Below are 20324 nucleotides of genomic sequence, written 5' to 3' on the forward strand. Positions count from 1 at the left end.
ACTATCCTCCACAAAAAGACCGGACTGCTCCGATCTTTTCAAGTTCCTCTCTAAGAAAATCATAGAATAAAGTCTACAAATTTAAAATTTGATTTTCGACGAGAAGAATTATTTAATTGCGCGTGATTGCAATCCTTCTTCCTCCAAGAAGAGGCGGAATGGTACGAGTTCTTCTGCTTCGTATTTTTCCTTGAAGGCTTTGATTGCTTCTTCTGAGTGAAGTTTTGGATCCAATTCAAGTACTTCTACTGGAAGCGGACGGTGTTGAGAGATGCGAGCATCGATCACAACAGTTTTACCTTCTTTATTGAGTTTCACAGCTTCTGCAACAACTGCGTCGATGTCTTCGATACGATCAACTGTAAATCCAACAGCTCCTTGAGCTTCAGCGATTTTCGCATAGTCAGCATTAGGGAAGTCACAACCAAACAAGTGTTTGTTTGTGTCTTCGTATTTGTCCTTGATGAAGGCATATTTACCATTTGAGAAGACAACGTTGATAACTGGAAGGTCGTATTGAACGTTTGTGATCACGTCTGGGTAGCACATGTTGAATGCACCGTCACCCATGATGTTCCATACTTGGCGATCTGGATTGTCTTTCTTAGCAGCGATACCACCAGGAAGGGCAATACCCATTGTCGCAAAGAGTGGAGATGTACGCCACATGTTCTTAGGTGTCATGTGAAGGTGACGAGTAGATGTTTGAGTAGTGTCACCTACGTCGATTGAGTAGATAGCGTCTTGATCAGCATGTTTGTTGATTGCATTGTAAACTTGGTACAATTGCAATTCACCCTCAGTTTTACCTTCGAGTTTGTTCATGTAATCACGCCAGTTTTGGTTGTTCTTAACGTTTGCACGCCACCATGGAGTAGACTCAACTGGGTTTACTTTGTCAAGGATAGCTTTAGCTGCTTGACCTGCGTCACCAAGGATTGAAGCGTCAAGGGCATGACGTTTACCAAGTTTGTATGGGTCGATGTCAACTTGGATGAATTTTTCAGTGTTCTTGAAGGCTTCGTAAACTTCAGCAAATGGGAAGTTTGAACCAAGGAAAAGAACTGTGTCTGCTTCAAAGACCACTTCGTTGGCTGGTTTCCAACCAACACGGTAAGCAGAACCTGTCAAACCTTCATAGTTCCATTCAAAAGCTTCAAAGTTTTTACCAGTTGTGATGATTGGTGCTTTGATTTTACGTGACAATTCAGTAATCACTTCACCAGCTTTAACACCACCGTAACCAGCGTAGATAACTGGGCGTTCAGCATTGTTCAAGATTTCAACTGCTTTGTCGATTTCAACTTCGTTCAAGGCAGGAGCGATGAATGAACGTTCGTATGAACCTGAACCGTAGTATGAGTTTTCGTCGATTTCTTGGAAACCGAAGTTTACTGGGATTTCAACAACAGCTGGACCTTTTTTAGAAACTGCAGCACGGCAAGCTTCGTCAATTACTTTTGGCAATTGCTCAGCATAAGCGACACGTTTGTTGTAGACAGCGATACCGTTGTACATTGGGTTTTGGTTCAATTCTTGGAAGGCATCCATGTTGAGTTCGTTAACTGGACGTGATCCAAGGATAGCAAGGAATGGAGTGTTATCCATAGCTGCATCGTAAACACCGTTAATCAAGTGAGTCGCACCTGGACCACCTGAACCAACTGCAACCCCGATTGAGCCGCCGAATTTAGCTTGCATAACCGCTGCAAGAGCACCTGTTTCTTCGTGGCGAACTTGCAAGAAGCGGATATCTTTGTCTTCAGCCAAAGCATCCATGAGTGAGCTGAGTGTTCCTGATGGGATACCATAGATAGTGTCTACGCCCCATGTCTTCAATACGTTGAGCATTGCTGCAGATGCAGTAATTTTCCCTTGAGTCATAATAACTCTCCTTCAAAATAATTTCATACATTTACAAAAAGCGCTTTTATATGTTGTTTGAAAGCGATTCAGTAAATTTACAATCCTAATTTACCACATTTACTTTGAGTATCCTAAGAATGTGCTCAGAAGTTTTCATTCTCTATTACAGCACAGACTGAAAACGCTCTACAAAACTGTTTTATAATAAAAAAGCGGTGTCCACCGCTTTTAGTCTATCTTAGTAAAGTTTAGCATGAGTGAACTGATCAAAACAGATACAGAGCTAAAGGCCATGGCTAGACCTGCCAGTTCTGGGTTGAGCACCAGACCAATACCAGAAAAAACTCCTGCTGCAATCGGAATACCAATGAGGTTATAGATAGAAGCCCAGAAAAGATTGAGTAGAATACGATTAAAGGTCTTCTTACTCATATCAAAAGCACGTGCCAATCCTAGTAAATTGTTGGTTGTAAGGACAAGATCTGCGGATTCAATGGCAATATCTGTCCCAGAGCCCATGGCAATTCCGACATCCGCTACACTGAGGGCTGGCGCATCATTGATGCCATCTCCAACAAAGGCAAGTTTACCATTCTTTTGAAGCTTGTGAATTTCATGTGCCTTTTCCTCTGGCAAGACATTTGCAATCACTTCTTCAATTCCAATTTGCTCTGCAATCGCATGCGCTACTCCAGCATTATCTCCGGTAAGCATGACCGTTCTAAGACCACGTTTTTTCAATTTAGCAATAGCTTCTCGAGCATTTTCCTTAGGGACATCCTGCAAGGCAATTAAGCCTTTTAACTGACCATCCACGGATAGGAAGACAACTGTTTTTGCTTCTTTCTCAAGCAAATCAAATCGTTCTTGATAATCATGTGGAATAGCAAGGTCAGCTAAGAGCTTAGCATTCCCCAGCAAAACTTGTTTACCATTAATAATCCCAGTCACACCTTTTCCATGCAAGGCTTGGAAGTTTTCCACTGGGTAAAGGCTAATTCCTAGTTCAGATGCACGATTAACAATAGCTTGAGCTAGCGGGTGTTGAGATACATCTTCCAGTGAAGCAGCCAAGCTGATCACTTCTCCTTCATCTCCGACAACATCTGTCACTACTGGCTTCCCTTCGGTCAAGGTTCCTGTCTTATCAAAAACAACCGTTTGGACTTTTTGGATTTCCTGTAGAACTGTACCATTTTTGAGAAGAACCCCCATTTTGGCACTTCGTCCTGTTCCAACCATGAGTGCTGTCGGTGTCGCGAGTCCTAGTGCACAAGGACAGGCAATTATCAAAACTGCTACTCCATAAAGAAGAGAAGTCACAAAGCTATCTCCAAGTAAAACAAACCAGACCCAAAAAGTAAGAAGTCCTAAAATGACAACTGCTGGTACAAAAATCCCAGAAATCTTGTCGGTCAAATCTTGAATAGGAGCACGACTCGTTTGCGCTTTCTTCACAAAGTCCACAATCTGAGCCAACATAGTCTCAGAACCAACTTTTTCAGCTCTAAAGATGATCGTACCACTATTATTGATGGTTGAACCAATGACAGTATCACCAGCAGACTTATCTACTGGAATACTTTCCCCAGTCACCATTGACTCATCAATACTAGTTTCACCTTCTAAAACAATACCATCAACGGCAATTTTTTCACCTGGTCGAACGCGAATGAGATCCCCAACTTTGACTTGTTCTAGAGGTATTTGAACATAAACATCATCACGCAAAACCTCTGCTGTTTTTGCTTGTAGGTCTAATAATTTTTCGACTGCTTGCGAAGCGTTTTTGCGCATGCGTTCTTCAAATACTGCACCTAAAAGAATGAAAAAGAGGAGAAATCCTGCAATTTCAAAATAAACAGGCAAACCAGTGAAGAGGGCAACTAAACTATAGACATAAGCTACCAAGGTTCCTAGAGCTACCAAACTATCCATGTTGGCGTTATGTTTTTTAAAGCTAGCCCAAGCACTTCTGATATAAGGAACTCCAGATACCAACATAATGGGTGTCGTAGCTAAGAAAGTTCCCCAAAGCATGACTTGGTGACTAATTCCTCCTGTCGACAACCCAATCATGAGAATCACAAGAGGCACAGTAAAGATACTAGTAATCCAAAAACGCTGTAAAAGTGATAGAGATTTTCGAGTCTTCTCAACTACGGTATAACTCCCCTTTTGCATCTTCATGCCACATGAAAATTCATGCTCACCCAATTCTTGAGGAGTAAAGCGAATGACTTTCTCCTCATCTACGCCGATTGGTTCTAGGATCCCTTCTTCTTCGAAGAGAACTTCTTTATAACAGTTTGATGGTGTCACACGATGAAAGGTAATCTCAGCAGGAATCCCTTTCTGCAGTTGAATGTGGGCTGGATGGTAGCCTTTGTCTGCCGTGATACGGATTTTTTGAACACCATTTTCAAGGCTTGCTTTTACAATTTCAGTCATAATATTCTCCTATTCTACAATCATCTTACCGTGCATCATATTCATGCCACAAGAGAAACCATACTCACCTGCTTCTTCAGGTGTGATTTCAACCACATATTGGTCTCCTATAGGCAGATCTGCATGCACTCCAAAGTCTGGAAAAACGATTTGATCCAAGCAAGGTGAAGGATCTTTTCGATCAAAAATAATGCGAGCAGGTTGCGATTTTTTGAGGATAATGGTTTCTGGAGTATATCCTCCCATGACCTCCACTCGAATTTCTTGATAGCCATTCTTTTGCTGAGCTCTCTTAGCATCTTCTTGCGGTTTTTTGAAAAACCAAAAGAGGATAAAAGCAATCATTCCTAAAACAACAATAGATACAAATAGATTTAACATAGCGTCTCCTTTACATACAATTACATTTTACTTCAGCAACTGCCCTGGCTTTCTTTTCAGAAATCACAGCTTCCAAGTCTGCCAGATCAGTCAAAGTAAAATCACATTCGACAATCAAATCAGCCAACAAGTTCTTAATCCTACGAGAACAAACCTTGTCCTTGATATCTTGGACAAGTAAATCCCGACTTTGGTCCAAAGTTAAAAGGGCTGAATAGACAAAGAACTTGCCTTCTTTTTTCCTTGTCAGACACTCTTTCTCAACCAAACGAGCCAAAAGAGTTTGAATGGTCGACTTGGACCAGTCGAACCGCTCCGCCAGAACCCTGATCAAATCCGTACTGGTCTGCTCTCCTTGCATCCAAATAATCTTCATGACCTGCCATTCTGCATCTGAAATCTGCATAATCACACCTCCTAAATCTACATTTGTCGATTACAGTTATTAGTATACTCCGAAAATCTACATTTGTCAACTAAAAAGAACTGATGCTATGCATCAGTTCCATCAAAATCTAAGAAATGAGTTTCTCTATCCTTGCCAATTTTCTTGGTCTTCTTTGAATCGTTTTAAGAGAGCTAATCCCTCTGGTGTGATATAACCTTCTTCTTGAGCTAAGTGGATGAGCTCGCTGTAGTTTGAGAGAGTCACCAGTTTCACGCCTGCGTTTGCAAAGTTCTTATCTGCTTTTGCTAGTTGATAGCTAAAAATAGCTACGACACCGAGAACATCTGCTCCTTCACGCTTGGCAGCTGCTACCGCTTCGAGAACTGAACCACCAGTTGAGATCAGGTCTTCTACAATTACCATTTTTTGCCCCTGGGCTACACGGCCTTCGATTTGGTTTCCGGCTCCGTGGTCTTTTGGTTTGCTACGGATATAAGCAAATGGTAGGTTCATCTTGTCCGCGATGATAGCTCCGTGTGGAATCCCTGCTGTCGCAGTTCCTGCAATCACTTCAACCTCTGGAAAGGCTACTTTGATAGCATTCACAAAACCATTTTCAATCAAGGTTCTAGTTTCTGGGTAAGCCAGAGTCACGCGGTTATCTGTATAGATAGGTGACTTGATCCCAGATGCCCAAGTGAAAGGCTCTTCTGGTTTGAGATAAACTGCTTGAATTTTCAATAGATGGCTAGCAATGTCTCTAGCAAGTGTCATGGTATACTCCTTCTTATCCTTAAATCTATAATCAAATACGCTTTAGACCCAGTCGCGTGTCCATTCTTCCTTGATAGCATGGTAGGCTGCTACAGGATCTTCTGCCTGTGTGATAGGACGGCCTACTACAATGTAGTCACTACCGATTTGATAGGCCTGACCAGGGGTCACTACGCGTTTTTGATCCGCTGCTTCAGCACCTGCTGGTCGAATACCTGGTGTCAAGCAGATAAAATCTTCGTTTGTCGCCTCCTTGATGAGTTGGGCTTCTTGGGCTGAGCAAACCACTCCATCCAATCCAGCTTCAGCTGTTTTCTTAGCATAGTGAATCACTGATTCTTGCAGACTAGTTTGGATATTTTGACAGTCTTGCATCTGTTCCTCGGATGTTGAGGTCAATTGGGTCACCGCGATAAGAATCCCTTGATCACCAAGGCCTTCACGCGCAGCCTGCATCATCTCAAGTCCACCTGCAGCCTGAACATTGGTCATATCGACACCCAGACTTGACAAGATTTTCATGGTTGACTTGACTGTATTTGGAATATCATGCAACTTGAGATCCAAAAAAACACTATGTCCCAATGATTTCAAATAACGCACAACTTCGGGCCCTACTGCATAGTAGATTTCCATTCCTACCTTGACATAGAGTTTTTCCTCTGCTGGAAAAAGGGCTAAAAATTCTTTGGCTTCCTCGAAACTTGGAAAATCCAGAGCAATGACTGGGCGACTCTCACGCATTCTTTTCTCCTATTCTTTGTTAACAGTCCATTGCAAAAAAAAGGAACCTGCTAGCAGCTAGGTTCCACGAAAAACGGGTAGTTTCCACCCTTTCACTGTCTAACCTTAGCTGCCTCTCTGGACTGCTTTAAAAGTTTTCTACTATTCTATTATTTATAACGACACTTGTCAAGTAAAAACTGAAGATTCTTATTCTTGTTTCTTTTCTTCAGCTTTTTTTTCTTCCTGTTTTTTCTTCTCTGCTTCTTTAGCTTCTTGTTTAGCCTTTTCCTCAGCTTCTTCTAAACGTTTATCAGCTAGGCTGGTACTATAAATTCCTGCCTCCATATCGATGAAGCTCGGTTCTGTTAACTGTGGCTTGATTTTGCTGTAATAAGGCAATTTCTTACTCAACTCTGACAAGGGAACCAAAATCTCATCTGTGTCCAGCATGGTAATTTTTAAAAGATCGGCAGTTGCTTTACTTGGAGCTAGTTCGATCTTCTGGATTTGACTCTTTATATCCTCACTGATGCTAGAAAGACCCGTTATCAAATCCTTCACCTGCTGCTCATCGTTAAAGGTGACTGTTAGGTAGGTCTCAGGCAGGTTCAAAAGGTTGACAGGGCTTGAGTCAATTGTTCCACTAGATAGGATTGGATAGTGGTCTTCACCTGTCACATAGTAGCCAACAATCTCAAACTCTTTGACTTCAATCGTAAAGTTTGTCGGAAATTTGTAGTCAATCTTTGCTGACTCTATCCAGTGATTAGACTTGATCTTCTCAGCGTGCTTCTCCTTGTTCCATAACAAAGACAAGGTATAGTCACTATCCTGAATGCCAGAAACCTGTTTAATGTCATCCGCTTGAGTCTGGACATTGCCCTTAACCTCGATATGCTTGATAGTCGAAAGAGGGGTCAAGAGATAGATAGAAAGGAGAAGAACCAGAACACTCGGTACCAAGATACTCACAGCTCGCCAAATATGAACAGGCGCAATTTTAGGCTTGGCAGGTTTTTCTGGTTTTTCTTTTTTCTTCTTCTCTTTTTCCTCTTTGACTTTAGGATCATCCTTTTTAGATTTTTCTTCTTTTTCGGATGGTTCCTTGTCTGGAACAGTTTCGCTCTGGTCGGAATCACTTGATGACTTCTTACTTTCCTCTAACGACTTAGAGTTTTTCCCCATTCGAGCTTGTTTTTCCTTTTCCTTCTCCTCAGCTAGGGCAGCTTCTTCCTCAGCCTTCTTCTTCAGGTATTCCTGGTTTCGTTTCTGCCATTCAGACAATTCTTGTTTCTGGTTTGATTCTTTGTTCTTATCCTTTGACATTGATTTTCCTTATGATAAGTCTTTTCTTAGTAGGGCATAAAAATCATCAAGAGATTTCAACTCAGTTGAAGCCCTCATATTAGCTTGGTATTGGTCCTTGTAACTAAGCAGGTGACTGAGTTTCTCCTCCAAGCTTTCCAAGGTCAAGTCACTTTCTTGAAGTTCTTCTGCGTAGCCTTTCTTAACAAAGTAGGCTGCATTTTCAATCTGGTCTCCTCGACTTGCTTCACGACCCAATGGTACGATGAGATGGAGTTTCGCCATTGCCAAAAGCTCAAAAATTGTGTTGGCACCACCACGCGTCACCACCACATCTGCCATCTCCATCAAGGGTTGATAGAGGTCCGTCACATAGTCAATACGGAAGAGATTTTGACTCAATTCATTGAGGCTAGAATCTCCAGTGAGATTGATAATATCGTAACGTTCGGTCAGTTCTTGCTTATGATCCGTCACCAATTGGTTAAATACACGAGCTCCTGCAGAACCACCGACAAATAATACAGTTGGCAATTTAGGATCAAAGTGGGTTTGGATATCCACCAACTCGTCTGGTTCAGGAGTTTTTTGGTCTGAAACCTTGGTTACAGCTCCCACATGCTCGACTTTTACGAGACCAGCAGCCTGCTCAAAGGTTGAATACATCTTGGTTGCGAATTTATAGGCAATTTTATTGGCCAAGCCCATAGATAGGTCCGATTCGTGAATAAAGACTGGCACTCTTGACACACGCGCTGCGATAACAGGCGGTACTGAGACAAATCCTCCCTTAGAAAAAAGAGCTTGTGGACGAAGTCTTAGCATGATAAAAAGGGATTGGACGATACCCCAGGCAACTTTAAAGACATCCAGCATGTTTTGCCATGAGAAATAACGACGCAACTTCCCAGTCGCAATGGAGTGGAAGGTCACATTTAAGCCTGATTTGAGGATTTCTTGGTGTTCGATTCCGTGTTTATCACCAATATAGTGAACTTCCCAGCCGTCTTCGATGAACTTAGGCATTAACAAAAGGTTGAGGGTAACATGTCCAACCGTTCCCCCACCAGTAAATACTATTTTTTTCATATTATTCCTTTAACTCCGCTACTGTGTCGATGAAAAGATCTCCACGTACTTCAAAGTTAGCATACATATCCCAGCTAGCATTGGCAGGACTGAGGAGAACCACATCTCCTTGAGTCGCGAGCTCATAGGCCTTGCGGGTCGCATCTGCAATATCTGTCGCATCCACATAAGCCACACCAGCCTTCTCCGCTGCCCGTTTGACACGTTCTGCAGACTGACCGAGGATGACCATCTTCTTGAGCCCAGTAATATCTGGAACCAATTCGTCAAACTCATTGCCACGGTCCAAACCACCTGCAATTAAGATAACCTTACTGTTGTCAAATCCTGACAAGGCTTTTTGAGTGGCCAAGATATTGGTTGATTTACTGTCGTTATAAAATTTCACACCCTTAATCTCATCCACAAATTGGAGACGGTGTTTTACACCACCAAAGGCTGAAAGAGTTTCCTTGATGGTTTGGTTGTCTACACCACGAAGCTTAGCTACTGCAATGGTCGCAAGGGCATTTTCTACATTGTGGCCACCTGGAACACCGATTTCACTCGCTGCCATGACCACTTCCCCACGGAAGTAAAGTTGACCATCTGCTAGATAGGCTCCATCAACCTTTTCCAGTGTTGAAAATGGAACAACAGTGGCTTGTGTTTTGCTAGCCAATTCTTTTGCCAAATCTTGGTTAAAGTTCAAGACAAGGAAATCAGCTGCTGTCATCTTGTTCTGGATATTCCACTTAGCTGCCACATACTCCTCAAAAGAACCATGGTAGTCGATATGAGTGGGCATGAGGTTTGTAATAACCGCAATCTCAGGATGGAATTCTTGGACACCCATCAGTTGGAAAGAAGAAAGTTCCATGACAAGCGTGTCCTTGGCTGTCGCAGTTTGAGCCACTTGACTAGCAGGATAGCCGATATTCCCTGATAGGAGACCATGTTGCCCAGCAGCAGTCAAAACTTCCCCAATCATAGTCGTTGTGGTTGTTTTCCCATTTGAACCAGTGATACCGATAATTGGCGCTTCCGAGATCAAGTAAGCCAACTCCACCTCAGTCAAGACTGGAATCCCCTTTGCCAATGCTTTTTCAATCATGGGATTGCTATACGGGATACCTGGATTTTTCACCATCAGAGCGAAATCTTCATCCAAGAGCTCCAAAGGATGCCCTCCAGTGACAACCTTGATTCCCTCTTCTAGCAAGCTTTGAGCAGCAGGATTTTCCTCAAAAGGCTTGCCGTCATTTACTGTCACAATAGCACCTAGCTTGTCCAGCAAACGAGCCGCAGACTCACCAGACTTAGCCAAACCTAAAACAAGGACTTTCTTATTTTTAAACTGATCGATTACTTTCATGTCTCAAACTCCATTTCTACTCCTACTATTTTACCATTTTTATGGAAATAAAAAAGCCACAAAGTGTATTTGTGACTCTTTCTTCTAACTTAATGTTCTCTTATCATCGATGAGATAAATCGGTAACTCGAATCGCTTAATTCGCTTGCTCCCAGATAAGAGGATTGTGGGTCGCAATAATAATCGTTCGATTCGGATTTTTTAGAGATTCTAATATAGAAAGTAGCTCCTCAGAATTTTTGGGGTCTAGTGAAGCAGTTGGTTCATCTGCGAGAATCAAAACTAACCTGCACTCCAAAAGTTCGACAGAGAAATGTCTAACTCTTAGAGTGCAGTTCAACTCTCAGTACTTTATATCCTCACCTGTCTTTCTTCTGACCTTTGTCCTGTGACAAACATGGTGAAGGTTGCTTTGCAGACATTTCTGCCCTCTTGATTGGTGATATCGACATCTACGACACAGGTTGTACGACCTTGGTGGACACATTCTCCTTTAATGGTCAGCACATCGTCGAGTTTTCCTGCCTTGAGGTAGTTGATAGAGGACTGAAGCGTCACTCCATCTAGCCCTAGTGAAATGACCACCAAACCACTAATCTGATCACAAAGGGTAAAGAGATAGCCACCATGGGCATTGCCATAGTAGTTGAGCGACGAGTCCACTACTTTGGTCGTCACCTCAACGTGACCATCTCTCATTTGTTCAATTTCGTAATTTTCAAAGGCAGATATAGCGTCAAAATGAAAATCTTTCATATTTTCCTCCTAAATTTCAAACACTATATCATACTACTACTTTTTACAAGACTAGGCAAGAGTTATTCACTAGTCTGGCAAAATTCCAACCTGCTCAACAAAGCGCATAAAGGCTGCCTGTCCCTGCTCCGTTTGCTTGTAGACTCCGGCATCCTCAAGTACACGCGCAAAGATAGCACCCACAGAGTCCTTGACGATTTCAAGGGCTTTTTCTTTATCTGTTAGGTTTGGATGTTGGGCTTTGAGTTGGTTTGCCCACTCTTGATGATAAGAGGCAACTGTAACCCCTTCTCCCACGAGGTAGCTGGCAACTTGCTCCACTTCTGCTTTCAAACGAGGTGGTAAGATTGCCAAGCCCATCACCTCGATCAAGCCGATATTTTCCTTCTTGATATGTTGGACATCCTTGTGGGGATGATAGATGCCGTCAGGATGCTCTAGAGAGGTTTGATTATCCCGCAATACCAAGTCCAACTCAAACTGACCGTCGCGTTTACGAGCAATCGGTGTGATGGTGTGATGCGGTGTCCCGTCTGTCTCTGCCAAAATCTGCACTGCAGGATCTGAATACTGGCGCCATTCCTGTAAAATCTTGTCAGCCAAGTTAATCAAATCTTCTTTGGAATCCGAAGTCAAACGTAGCACTGACATAGGCCACTTGACAATCCCAGCCTTGACCTGCTCAAATCCAGTAAAATGAAATACCTTTTGCAAGGGAGCCAATTCCATAGGAAATACGTGACGGCCTCCCTGATAGTGATCATGGGTCAGTATAGACCCCCCCACTATCGGCAAGTCGGCATTTGAGCCCGCAAAATAGCCTGGAAACTGCTCTACGATAGCCAACAGGCGCTCAAAGCTCTGCCGACTAATCGCCATGGGACGATGCTGACCATCTAAGAAAATACAGTGTTCATTAAAATAAGCATAGGGCGAATACTGGAAGCCCCATTCCTGACCAGCTATTTCAAAACGGATAATGCGGTGATTGCTACGAGCTGGATGGTTAATTCGACCATGATAGCCTTCGTTCTCTAGACAAAGCTGACACTGTGGGTAATTGCTAGCTTGAACCAACTTGGCCGCAGCTATTTCTTTTGGATCCTTTTCAGGTTTAGAGAGGTTGATGGTAATCTCAAGTTCTCCGTAGTCTGATGGAACACGATAAGCAATATTCTTAGCAATGGCCTTGAGTTTGATGTAGTCGTTTTTCTGGCTAAGTTGGTAGAAAGCTGCTATTGCCTGTTCGGGAGATTGGGCATAGGTTGTCCAGAAGTCACGATTGACCTGACTTGGACAAGGGGTTACCAAGTCCATTAGTTCAGCACCAAGGATTTCACGCGCAGTCTGACTATCCTCAATCGTCTCTAATCGAACCGCTTCCTCGACTAGCTGGTCCTTGAGGTCAATCAAATCATCTAGATCCGTCTCAACTTCCAAAACACCTTCGCCCACTTGAGCCAAAATACGATTGGTCAGGTAGATTCGATCCATTTCCTCAAATGAACTTTCAGTAATGACTTCTGTGATAAATGCATCTAGAACTCCCTGACTCATTGATTCTCCTTCTTACTTTCTAAATAGTCTCTGACAGCATCTAAATCCTGAAAAACTTGTTCTGTTTTATTTAAGAAAGACTGTGCCGGCATTTTTAAGTCTGGAATACAAATGACTGGTATCCCAGCTCTATACGCTGCTTCAATCCCTGCTTCACTATCCTCTAGTACTAAGCAATTCTCTGGTAAAACATTCAAATCACTGCAGGCCTTTAAAAATATATCAGGGTAAGGTTTGCTTCGCTTTACATCTTTTGCAAAAACTAGATGGTCAAATAGGGATAGTATACCATTGCTATCCAATATCATTCTAGCTCGAGATTCAACACTTGAAGTTGCTAGAGCGATTGGAATACCTTCTCTTTGCAAAAAAGCAAGCAAATTATTAGCACCTTTTTTTAAATTTACACCTTTGGCTAATATTCGAGCTTCCAGTTCATAAACTTTTTCTAAGGTTTGGTCAAAGTTCCAAGGTAAATCATAGGTATCCAAAAATCGTTGAACATTCTCCTCTTCCCTATGTCCACTGTATTCTCTAGAATATGTTTCTTCTGTGAAAGGAATTCCAAAATCTTCAAGCAATTCTTGATAAACTTTTAGAGAAATGATCTCAGTATCAGCTAATAAGCCATCTAAATCAAATATTACAGCTTCCATTTACTTCTCTCCTAGTCTAAAACTCGACTGCCACCTGCAACTTCAGCGATATAGAAGCTTGGAGCATATCCAACGACTTCCTCGTAGCGTTTGCCTACAGCTTCTTTAAAGCCCTCAACGGCATCTTTTTGCACCAAGGCAATGGCACAGCCACCAAAACCTGCCCCTGTCATACGAGCACCGAGAACACCTTCTTGTGCCCAAGCTGTGTGAACAAGTGTGTCCAATTCCAAGCCAGTCACTTCATAGTCATGCTCAAGAGAAACGTGAGATGCATTCATCAAGCGACCAAATGTTTCCAAATCACCTGCTTGAAGAGCTGTTTGAGCTTTAAGAGTACGTTGGTTTTCAAGCACAGCATGGCGAGCACGTTTCAAACGATTTTCGTCTTTAATCAGGTAGCTGTATTGATCAAAGGCCCACTCATCCAATTCACCCAAGGTCTGAATATCCAAGGCAACTTGCAATTCTTCTACTGCTTTTTCACACTCGGCACGACGTTCGTTGTATTTAGAGTCCGCCAATTCACGGCGTTTATTGGTATTCATAATAACAACGACATTGTCTTTTAAATCAAGTGGCACCAAGTCGTATTCTAGAGTATTGGTATCTAAGTAAATAGCACGTTGGTCAGCTCCCATACCAATAGCAAACTGGTCCATGATGCCTGAGTTGACTCCGATAAAGTTGTTTTCTGTTTGTTTTCCGATTTTAACCAAATCCAAACGGTCTAGTTTTAAATCAAAGAGATGCTCTGCCACGACTCCTGTCAAGAGTTCCAAGGATGCTGAAGAAGACAAGCCAGAACCATTTGGGATATTCCCATAAACATAAAAATCAAAACCTTTGTCAATGACATGGCCTGCTTCTTGCAAGAAATGAAGAACCCCTTTTGGATAGTTGGTCCAGTTGTGATCTTTTTCAAACTTGAGGTCAGCAAGAGGAACTTCGATGATACCCTTGTCCTCAAAGTTGGCTGAGTAGAAACGTAAAACTTGGTCGTCACGCTTGCGAGCTGCCCCGTATGTCCCCAAGGAAATAGCTGCTGGGAAAACGTGCCCACCGTTGTAGTCTGTGTGCTCACCAATCAAGTTGATACGGCCTGGTGAAAAGAAAGTTTGGTCTGCTTCTTGACCAAAAACGGCAAAAAAGTCTTTGCGAAGGGCTTCAGCAGTAAGATGTTGTGTCATATGAATTCTCCTTTGACTGTCCGTTAAGTCGCCTTAACGTGTAATCGTTTTCTTCTATTGTATCCAAGGCTTTTACCAAGGTCAATCCTTTTTACTAAAGTTTTACTAAACAATCGGTAAAAAGAAGAAAAATATGATATACTAACCTAAAAGGAGGAGGATTTATGGCTACCTTAAAAGACATTGCACAGCTAGCCTCTGTCTCTATCGCGACCGTATCTCGTGTCCTCAATCGCGACCAGAGCCTATCTGTCACAGAAGAAACCCGACACCGCATTTTAACCGTCGCTGAAGAGCTGGGCTACACCAAGCACCTCAAGACAGGCGAATCCCACAAACCCAAGCAAAATATTGCCATTATCCAATGGGTCAGCGAACAAGGGGAGTTGGACGACCTCTACTACTATCAGATTCGTCTCGGTATTGAAAAAAGAGCCCAAGAGTTGGACTATGATATCTTGCGCTATTTTAACGACCATCCTTTTACATTAAGCGAGGAAGTGATTGGCATTCTCTGCATTGGAAAGTTCAGCCGAGCTCAGATTTCTGCCTTTGAAGAATACCAAAAACCTTTAGTCTTTATAGACAGCGATACCCTCTCACTAGGTCACACCTGTATTATCACTGACTTTTACACTGCTGTAAAACAAGTTGTAGACCATTTCCTCAGCCAAGGTATGAACCGTATTGGAATTCTCACAGGCCTTGAGGAAACAACCGACCAGGAAGAAATTATCCAGGATAAGCGACTAGAAAATTTCAAAGACATTACCCAAGCAAAAGGTATCTACCATGAAGAACTGATCTTTCAGGGGATCTTTACTGCCCAGTCTGGCTATGACCTGATGAAGGAGGCTATTCACAAGTTGGGTGCCCAACTCCCACCAGCCTTTTTCGCCGCCAGTGATAGTTTAGCCATCGGTGCCCTCCGTGCCCTCCAAGAAGCTGGAATTAGCCTGCCAGATCGCGTCAGCCTCATTTCTTTCAACGACACCAGCCTGACCAAGCAGGTCTATCCTCCCCTATCGAGCATCACCGTCTATACCGAAGAAATGGGCCGAGCAGGGATGGATATTCTTAATAAAGAAGTTCTCCACGGTCGCAAAATTCCTAGTCTGACCATGCTGGGAACTAGACTGACTCTGAGGGAAAGTACGAGGAATGAATAGAAAAAGTGAATAAAGAAATATTCCTTTATCCACCTTTTTGGGATTTAATTGTTATTCGCTACGAAGCGATTCGACTGGGTCTTTCTTAGCAGCGATGCGTGAAGGGATTAGACCGGCTAACATGGTGAGGACAATCGAAATACCGATAAGGATTAGAGCTACTTCTATTGGTAATTGCGCTACATTTCCCACATTTGTCATTTTCGCAACAATCGCATTGATTGGGAATGTCGCAAGAAAGGTAATCGCGATACCGAGCACCCCAGAGATAAATCCTTCGATGGCTGTTTCAGCAGTGAAGATACGACGAATATCTTTCTTCGAAGCCCCCATTGCACGTAGGATTCCGATTTCTTTTGTACGTTCGAGAACTGAAATGTACGTGATAATCGAAATCATTATAGAAGATACAATGAGTGAGATGGCCACAAAGCCAACGAGTACTGTTGTCACTACGCCAACCAATGTCGTAATTGAAGACATGATAGTTTGGATATCATCTGAATAAGCGAGTACCTTATCGTCTTCTCCAGCTTCTTTTTTCGCTGTGTTATAGGCGTTTATGAACTCTTTTAAGTCTTGTTTTTGTTGGAACGAAGAGGTGTAGAGCTCAATGGCAGCTGGTTTGGATTTGTTGATGACGCCCATTTTTGCGAGGTTTTCCTCGTAAGTTGAAGCCGAATTGTCGTTATATTGTTGGATATACTGCGCCTGTTCTTCAGGCGTCATTTTAGCCAACTGAATTTTTTCTTCTTCGGTTAAATTCTCCGAGCTGAATGGTTTAGGATCTTTGGCAAAGTCTTTACCCGTAAATACATTTAGATTTTGATTGGCTTCCTGTTCCTTAACGATATCACTATTTTGAATGTGTTCGGAAGTGTAATCAATAAGGGCGCTTGTGTAGGCGATTCCTCCTGAAGGAGCATTCACGCCTGAACTTGTGCCTTCTTTTTGGCGAAGGACACCCACAATTTTAAGTTGGAGCCCATTCTCGATTTGAGTTTTCATATAAGAAGCATTATCAATCTTATTGACCCATAAGTTATTTTCTTTCACAAAGCGCTTTGTATTGACAACTGCTTTGAAAGTTTTTCCGATAAAATCACTATATTGATACGTTTGAGAAGAGAGTTCGTCGAGCTTCTTCGTATCGTTCAATTCACTAGGTTCTTTGATACGTAAACTATAGAGCAACAAATCGCTAATTTGATTGTTTTCATCTACGATAAGGACGACCTCGGACTTGTCTTGTGGGAAGCGTCCTTCCAACACGTCGTACTTGCTTTCTAGCATTGAAGAATCACTAGAAAGTTCACTCCAGTAGTTGAGGTTTTGTAAGTATCCCTTCATCGTTTGGTTCGCTGTTTCTACTTCATCAGCTAAGGTTGAAGGCAGAATACTTTTGGGTCCGTTGGAAGTATCACTTGCATAGATAAACGGTTGTAAATTGTATCGGTAACGAATGTCTTTTGTGAGAGATTCAACCTTCGAAGCGTGTTCCTCCAAGTAAGTCTTGAAGGAAGCTAGGTCGTTCTTTCCGATTTGTTTTTTCAATAAATTCGTTAAAACCGTATTGATACCGAGCTCATGATTATCCTTGTAAGGCTTCTCGCTCAAATCTGGAGAGGTCGCCAACAAGTTGCTCTGGTTCTGCTCGCTAATCGTCAGTGGGAGAGAGACGAGAGTATCTTCCTGCACCTTTTTAACGTAGTCACTCACACCATTGGAAAGGGCTAAAATAAGAGCAATCCCGATAATCCCGATAGAACCCGCAAAAGCTGTTAGTAAGGTACGACCTTTCTTCGTCAATAGGTTATTAAAGGAAAGTACAAGGGCGGTTATAAAGCTCATCTTCGTCTTCGTGAACTGGATGTCGACTTGCTTTGTCTCCTCTGTTGGTTCGCAAGGGTTTGAGTCGCTCAAGATGTTTCCATCTAATACTTGTACGATACGTGTGGAGTACTTCTGTGCCAGCTCTGGGTTATGCGTCACCATGATAACCAAACGTTCCTTGGCGATGTCTTTTAATAAATCCATGATTTGAACAGAAGTCTCAGAATCGAGCGCTCCTGTCGGTTCGTCGGCTAAAACGACTTTTGGATCATTAACAAGAGCACGCGCAATCGCGATTCGTTGCATTTGTCCCCCAGACATTTGACTTGGTTTCTTATATAAATGATCTTTTAGGCCTACGCGTTCGAGCACTTCGATAGCACGTTTCTTACGTTCTGCTTTTGAAACGCCCGAAAGAGTCATTGCAATTTCTACGTTAGAGAGTGCAGTTTGGTGCCCGATGAGATTATAAGACTGAAAGACGAAACCGATGGTGTGGTTTCTGTAGCTATCCCAATCGCGGTCTTTAAATTGCTTTGTTGATTTTCCTTGGATGAGTAAATCACCAGATGTATATTGATCGAGTCCCCCGATGATATTTAATAGGGTGGTTTTCCCAGAACCCGATTGCCCGAGAATGGAGACAAACTCACTCTCACGGAAGCGAATCGAAATATCCTTTAGCGCGTGGAACTCTTGATTGCCCGTATGATAGACTTTTGAAATGTGCTGTAGCTGTAACATCGCCTATCCCCTTTCAGTGATATATGTAGTCTATCACAATTTCATACTGGAGTAAATATGTTACATTTACAATTCATCAAAAATAATCAACAAATGGAAAATCGACTTCTTATGAATGATGATGTCCATGACTTTGACCTACTTCCAACTCCTCAATTTTTCGCTTATGGGCTCGGTGACTTGCTAGGTTTGCATCAACTTCAATGGTAACATTTTGAAAGCCATAATCTTTGAGTAAATTACGAATGGATTCTTTACAATACTCTATATGTTCAATCTCTTCTAGACAAACATGAACAATGGCATTTTTTTCTAAACCATCCATAGACCAAATACTGAGTTGATTAACACTTTTAACATTAACTAGCGCTGCTAACTCTTTCTCTAGCTCGGCGGTCTCGATCCCTTCAGGCACAGCATCTAAGAAAATCTTAAGTGTTGACCAAAAACGAGGAATGGCCTTTGTTAGAATGAAGATGGAGATGACAAGCGATAAGAGCGGATCAAGGATATACCAATCTGTAAATCGGAGGATAATCGCCATTAGAATGACAGCCAACCAACCAAGAGTATCTTCCAAAAAATGCAGACTCAGAATTGACTCGTTCTTTGTCTTTCCCTTACGAACTACTAGACTAGCTATCACATTGATACTTACTGCAATGATTCCTAGCCAGAGGACGCCTTCCTCATTGACAGGTTGCGGGTCAACTATCTTTGTGATATTTTCCAATATCACTAGGACAGACCCTATCATAAGAATCACAGCCGTTAGGATGGCCCCTAAAAGACTGAAACGCTTGTAACCCAAGGTGTACTGCCCGTCTTCTTCTCGGTTTGAGATTGTTTCTAAAAGGGCTGATATGCCAATGGCTATAGCATCTCCCAAGTCATGAACAGAATCAGCAAGAACAGCACTCGAACCAAAGATTCCTCCTGCAATAAACTCAACAATAGCATAGCTTAAATTTAAGAAAAAAGCTAACCAGATTGATGTTTTAGAACTCATTTCTCTCCCTCCTTTGGTATAATGGGTATATACATACTTCTTTCATTTGTATTATCTAATAAAATCCAAAGAAAGGATAGAAGCAAACGGTCAGTCTTATTCAGTTCTGAACAGTTTGTCTCAAGTGTCTATATGCTAAAAAGAGATCGTCGAGTCAACAAGACAAAAAAAGCCATCTATCAAGCTTTTTTACAACTTTTGAACGACAAGGGCTATGATGCTACTACTGTCCAAGATATCATTGACTTGGCAGATGTTGGGCGCTCGACCTTTTACTGTCACTATGAGAGCAAGGAACTGCTTTTAGATGAACTCTGTCGCTACCTCTTTCATCATCTCTTTGAAAGGGACGAACACTTAACTACAGAAGACTACCTCGCACATATCTTTTTACATTTTCAAAAAAACCAGGACCATGTCACCAGTCTTCTTTTTTCAAAAAATGACTACTTTCTCCGCCAACTACACAGGGAACTTGAACACCATGTTTACCCCATGGTAGCGGAGGATTTGCAAGAGGCCTATCCGAACATACCAGCCTCCTACCTCAAACATTTTGTAGTAACCAATTTTATCGAAACACTGACCTGGTGGCTAAAAAAAGGAAAATCTTATACAGAAGACCAAGTAGTGAGATTTTACTTAGATGTGATTGAGATGACTTCTACAAAATCACTTGATATCTAATCCTGTTACGAAGAAAGGAATCAACCATGTTAACTTCTATTATCCTAGGAATTCTGACAATTGTACTAGCTCTCGGTTTTTCACTTCTCCATCTCGCAGCTGCTTTCGCAGCCATGAAAGAAAAAAACTACTGTCAAGGGAACATGTGTATCTTGGTAGGGAGCTGTCTCACCTCACTAGCTCTTGCTATCTTTTTCTTTATCCCGCTTGCAACTGTCGTCTTATGGATAGTGGGCTCTAGCATCATCTGCTACGGTGCTTACTGGAATGGGCAACAGCAAGAAAGTCAACATATATCGCACCACATTATAAGGGGCACACTAGCGGCTTTGATTGCGCTCTTGTTTATCTTACTCTAACATTAAAAATCCCATCTCGAATTATAGACG

General features: G+C 42.3%; 18 protein-coding genes and 1 pseudogene. 3 read left to right on the top strand and 16 right to left on the bottom strand.

Annotated elements, in window-relative coordinates; genetic code table 11:
• Window positions 1–108: 108 nt before the first annotated feature.
• The 14 genes and pseudogenes from spxB to HMPREF9965_RS07120 form a co-directional block, all read right to left on the bottom strand.
• A complete protein-coding gene (gene spxB, locus HMPREF9965_RS07060; protein ID WP_000191808.1) occupies window positions 109–1884 on the bottom strand; it encodes a pyruvate oxidase in 1776 nt (591 codons plus the stop codon).
• A gap of 210 nt (window positions 1885–2094) precedes the next feature.
• The gene (locus tag HMPREF9965_RS07065; protein ID WP_000136340.1) at window positions 2095–4317 is read right to left on the bottom strand and encodes a heavy metal translocating P-type ATPase; all 2223 of its coding nucleotides are present in this window, start codon (window positions 4315–4317) and stop codon (window positions 2095–2097) included.
• 9 nt (window positions 4318–4326) lie between these two features.
• Window positions 4327–4698, bottom strand: coding sequence for a cupredoxin domain-containing protein (locus tag HMPREF9965_RS07070; RefSeq protein WP_000933321.1), 372 nt, complete (start codon window positions 4696–4698; stop codon window positions 4327–4329).
• A 10-nt stretch (window positions 4699–4708) separates the two neighbouring features.
• A complete protein-coding gene (locus HMPREF9965_RS07075) occupies window positions 4709–5104 on the bottom strand; it encodes a CopY/TcrY family copper transport repressor (protein WP_001167200.1) in 396 nt (131 codons plus the stop codon).
• A 126-nt stretch (window positions 5105–5230) separates the two neighbouring features.
• Window positions 5231–5860 (bottom strand): orotate phosphoribosyltransferase, encoded by a 630-nt coding sequence (gene pyrE / locus HMPREF9965_RS07080; protein WP_000170980.1) that lies wholly within the window; start codon window positions 5858–5860, stop codon window positions 5231–5233.
• A 42-nt stretch (window positions 5861–5902) separates the two neighbouring features.
• Window positions 5903–6604, bottom strand: a complete 702-nt coding sequence (pyrF, locus tag HMPREF9965_RS07085) for an orotidine-5'-phosphate decarboxylase (protein ID WP_001209287.1) — start codon at window positions 6602–6604, stop codon at window positions 5903–5905.
• Between the two features lie 189 nt (window positions 6605–6793).
• Complete coding sequence (locus HMPREF9965_RS07090) at window positions 6794–7912, bottom strand: cell division protein FtsQ/DivIB (RefSeq protein WP_000031187.1); 1119 nt, start codon at window positions 7910–7912, stop codon at window positions 6794–6796.
• Between the two features lie 9 nt (window positions 7913–7921).
• A complete protein-coding gene (locus HMPREF9965_RS07095; protein ID WP_000724800.1) occupies window positions 7922–8980 on the bottom strand; it encodes a UDP-N-acetylglucosamine--N-acetylmuramyl-(pentapeptide) pyrophosphoryl-undecaprenol N-acetylglucosamine transferase in 1059 nt (352 codons plus the stop codon).
• Window position 8981: 1 nt separating this feature from the next.
• A complete protein-coding gene (gene murD, locus HMPREF9965_RS07100; protein ID WP_000863072.1) occupies window positions 8982–10334 on the bottom strand; it encodes a UDP-N-acetylmuramoyl-L-alanine--D-glutamate ligase in 1353 nt (450 codons plus the stop codon).
• 136 nt (window positions 10335–10470) lie between these two features.
• Window positions 10471–10614: pseudogene (locus HMPREF9965_RS12785) on the bottom strand (AAA family ATPase); the annotation flags it as partial.
• A 71-nt stretch (window positions 10615–10685) separates the two neighbouring features.
• Window positions 10686–11090 carry a PaaI family thioesterase gene (locus HMPREF9965_RS07105; protein WP_000651219.1) on the bottom strand — a complete coding sequence of 135 codons (405 nt, stop codon included), beginning with the start codon at window positions 11088–11090 and terminating at the stop codon, window positions 10686–10688.
• Window positions 11091–11159: 69 nt separating this feature from the next.
• The gene (locus HMPREF9965_RS07110) at window positions 11160–12647 is read right to left on the bottom strand and encodes a UDP-glucose--hexose-1-phosphate uridylyltransferase (protein WP_000077636.1); all 1488 of its coding nucleotides are present in this window, start codon (window positions 12645–12647) and stop codon (window positions 11160–11162) included.
• A complete protein-coding gene (locus HMPREF9965_RS07115) occupies window positions 12644–13303 on the bottom strand; it encodes an HAD family hydrolase (RefSeq protein WP_000388513.1) in 660 nt (219 codons plus the stop codon). Before HMPREF9965_RS07115 ends, HMPREF9965_RS07110 begins: the two co-directional genes overlap by 4 nt.
• An 11-nt stretch (window positions 13304–13314) precedes the next feature.
• Complete coding sequence (locus HMPREF9965_RS07120) at window positions 13315–14493, bottom strand: galactokinase (protein ID WP_000191945.1); 1179 nt, start codon at window positions 14491–14493, stop codon at window positions 13315–13317.
• A gap of 164 nt (window positions 14494–14657) precedes the next feature.
• On the opposite strand from HMPREF9965_RS07120, the gene galR reads away from it, so the two are divergent.
• The gene (gene galR / locus HMPREF9965_RS07125) at window positions 14658–15662 is read left to right on the top strand and encodes a DNA-binding transcriptional regulator GalR (RefSeq protein ID WP_000212537.1); all 1005 of its coding nucleotides are present in this window, start codon (window positions 14658–14660) and stop codon (window positions 15660–15662) included.
• Between the two features lie 51 nt (window positions 15663–15713).
• Here galR and HMPREF9965_RS07130 read toward each other — a convergent pair whose 3' ends face one another.
• Complete coding sequence (locus HMPREF9965_RS07130; RefSeq protein ID WP_000939780.1) at window positions 15714–18239, bottom strand: ATP-binding cassette domain-containing protein; 2526 nt, start codon at window positions 18237–18239, stop codon at window positions 15714–15716.
• Between the two features lie 109 nt (window positions 18240–18348).
• A complete protein-coding gene (locus HMPREF9965_RS07135; RefSeq protein WP_000095922.1) occupies window positions 18349–19248 on the bottom strand; it encodes a cation diffusion facilitator family transporter in 900 nt (299 codons plus the stop codon).
• A gap of 132 nt (window positions 19249–19380) precedes the next feature.
• Between HMPREF9965_RS07135 and HMPREF9965_RS07140 the strand changes: the two genes are divergently transcribed.
• Both HMPREF9965_RS07140 and HMPREF9965_RS07145 read left to right on the top strand, forming a co-directional pair.
• Window positions 19381–19935 (top strand): TetR/AcrR family transcriptional regulator, encoded by a 555-nt coding sequence (locus tag HMPREF9965_RS07140; protein ID WP_000919137.1) that lies wholly within the window; start codon window positions 19381–19383, stop codon window positions 19933–19935.
• Window positions 19936–19961: 26 nt separating this feature from the next.
• The gene (locus tag HMPREF9965_RS07145; protein ID WP_000958078.1) at window positions 19962–20294 is read left to right on the top strand and encodes a hypothetical protein; all 333 of its coding nucleotides are present in this window, start codon (window positions 19962–19964) and stop codon (window positions 20292–20294) included.
• Window positions 20295–20324: the final 30 nt, after the last annotated feature.

The organism is Streptococcus mitis bv. 2 str. SK95 (assembly GCF_000222705.1).
GTDB lineage: Bacteria > Bacillota > Bacilli > Lactobacillales > Streptococcaceae > Streptococcus > Streptococcus mitis_AY.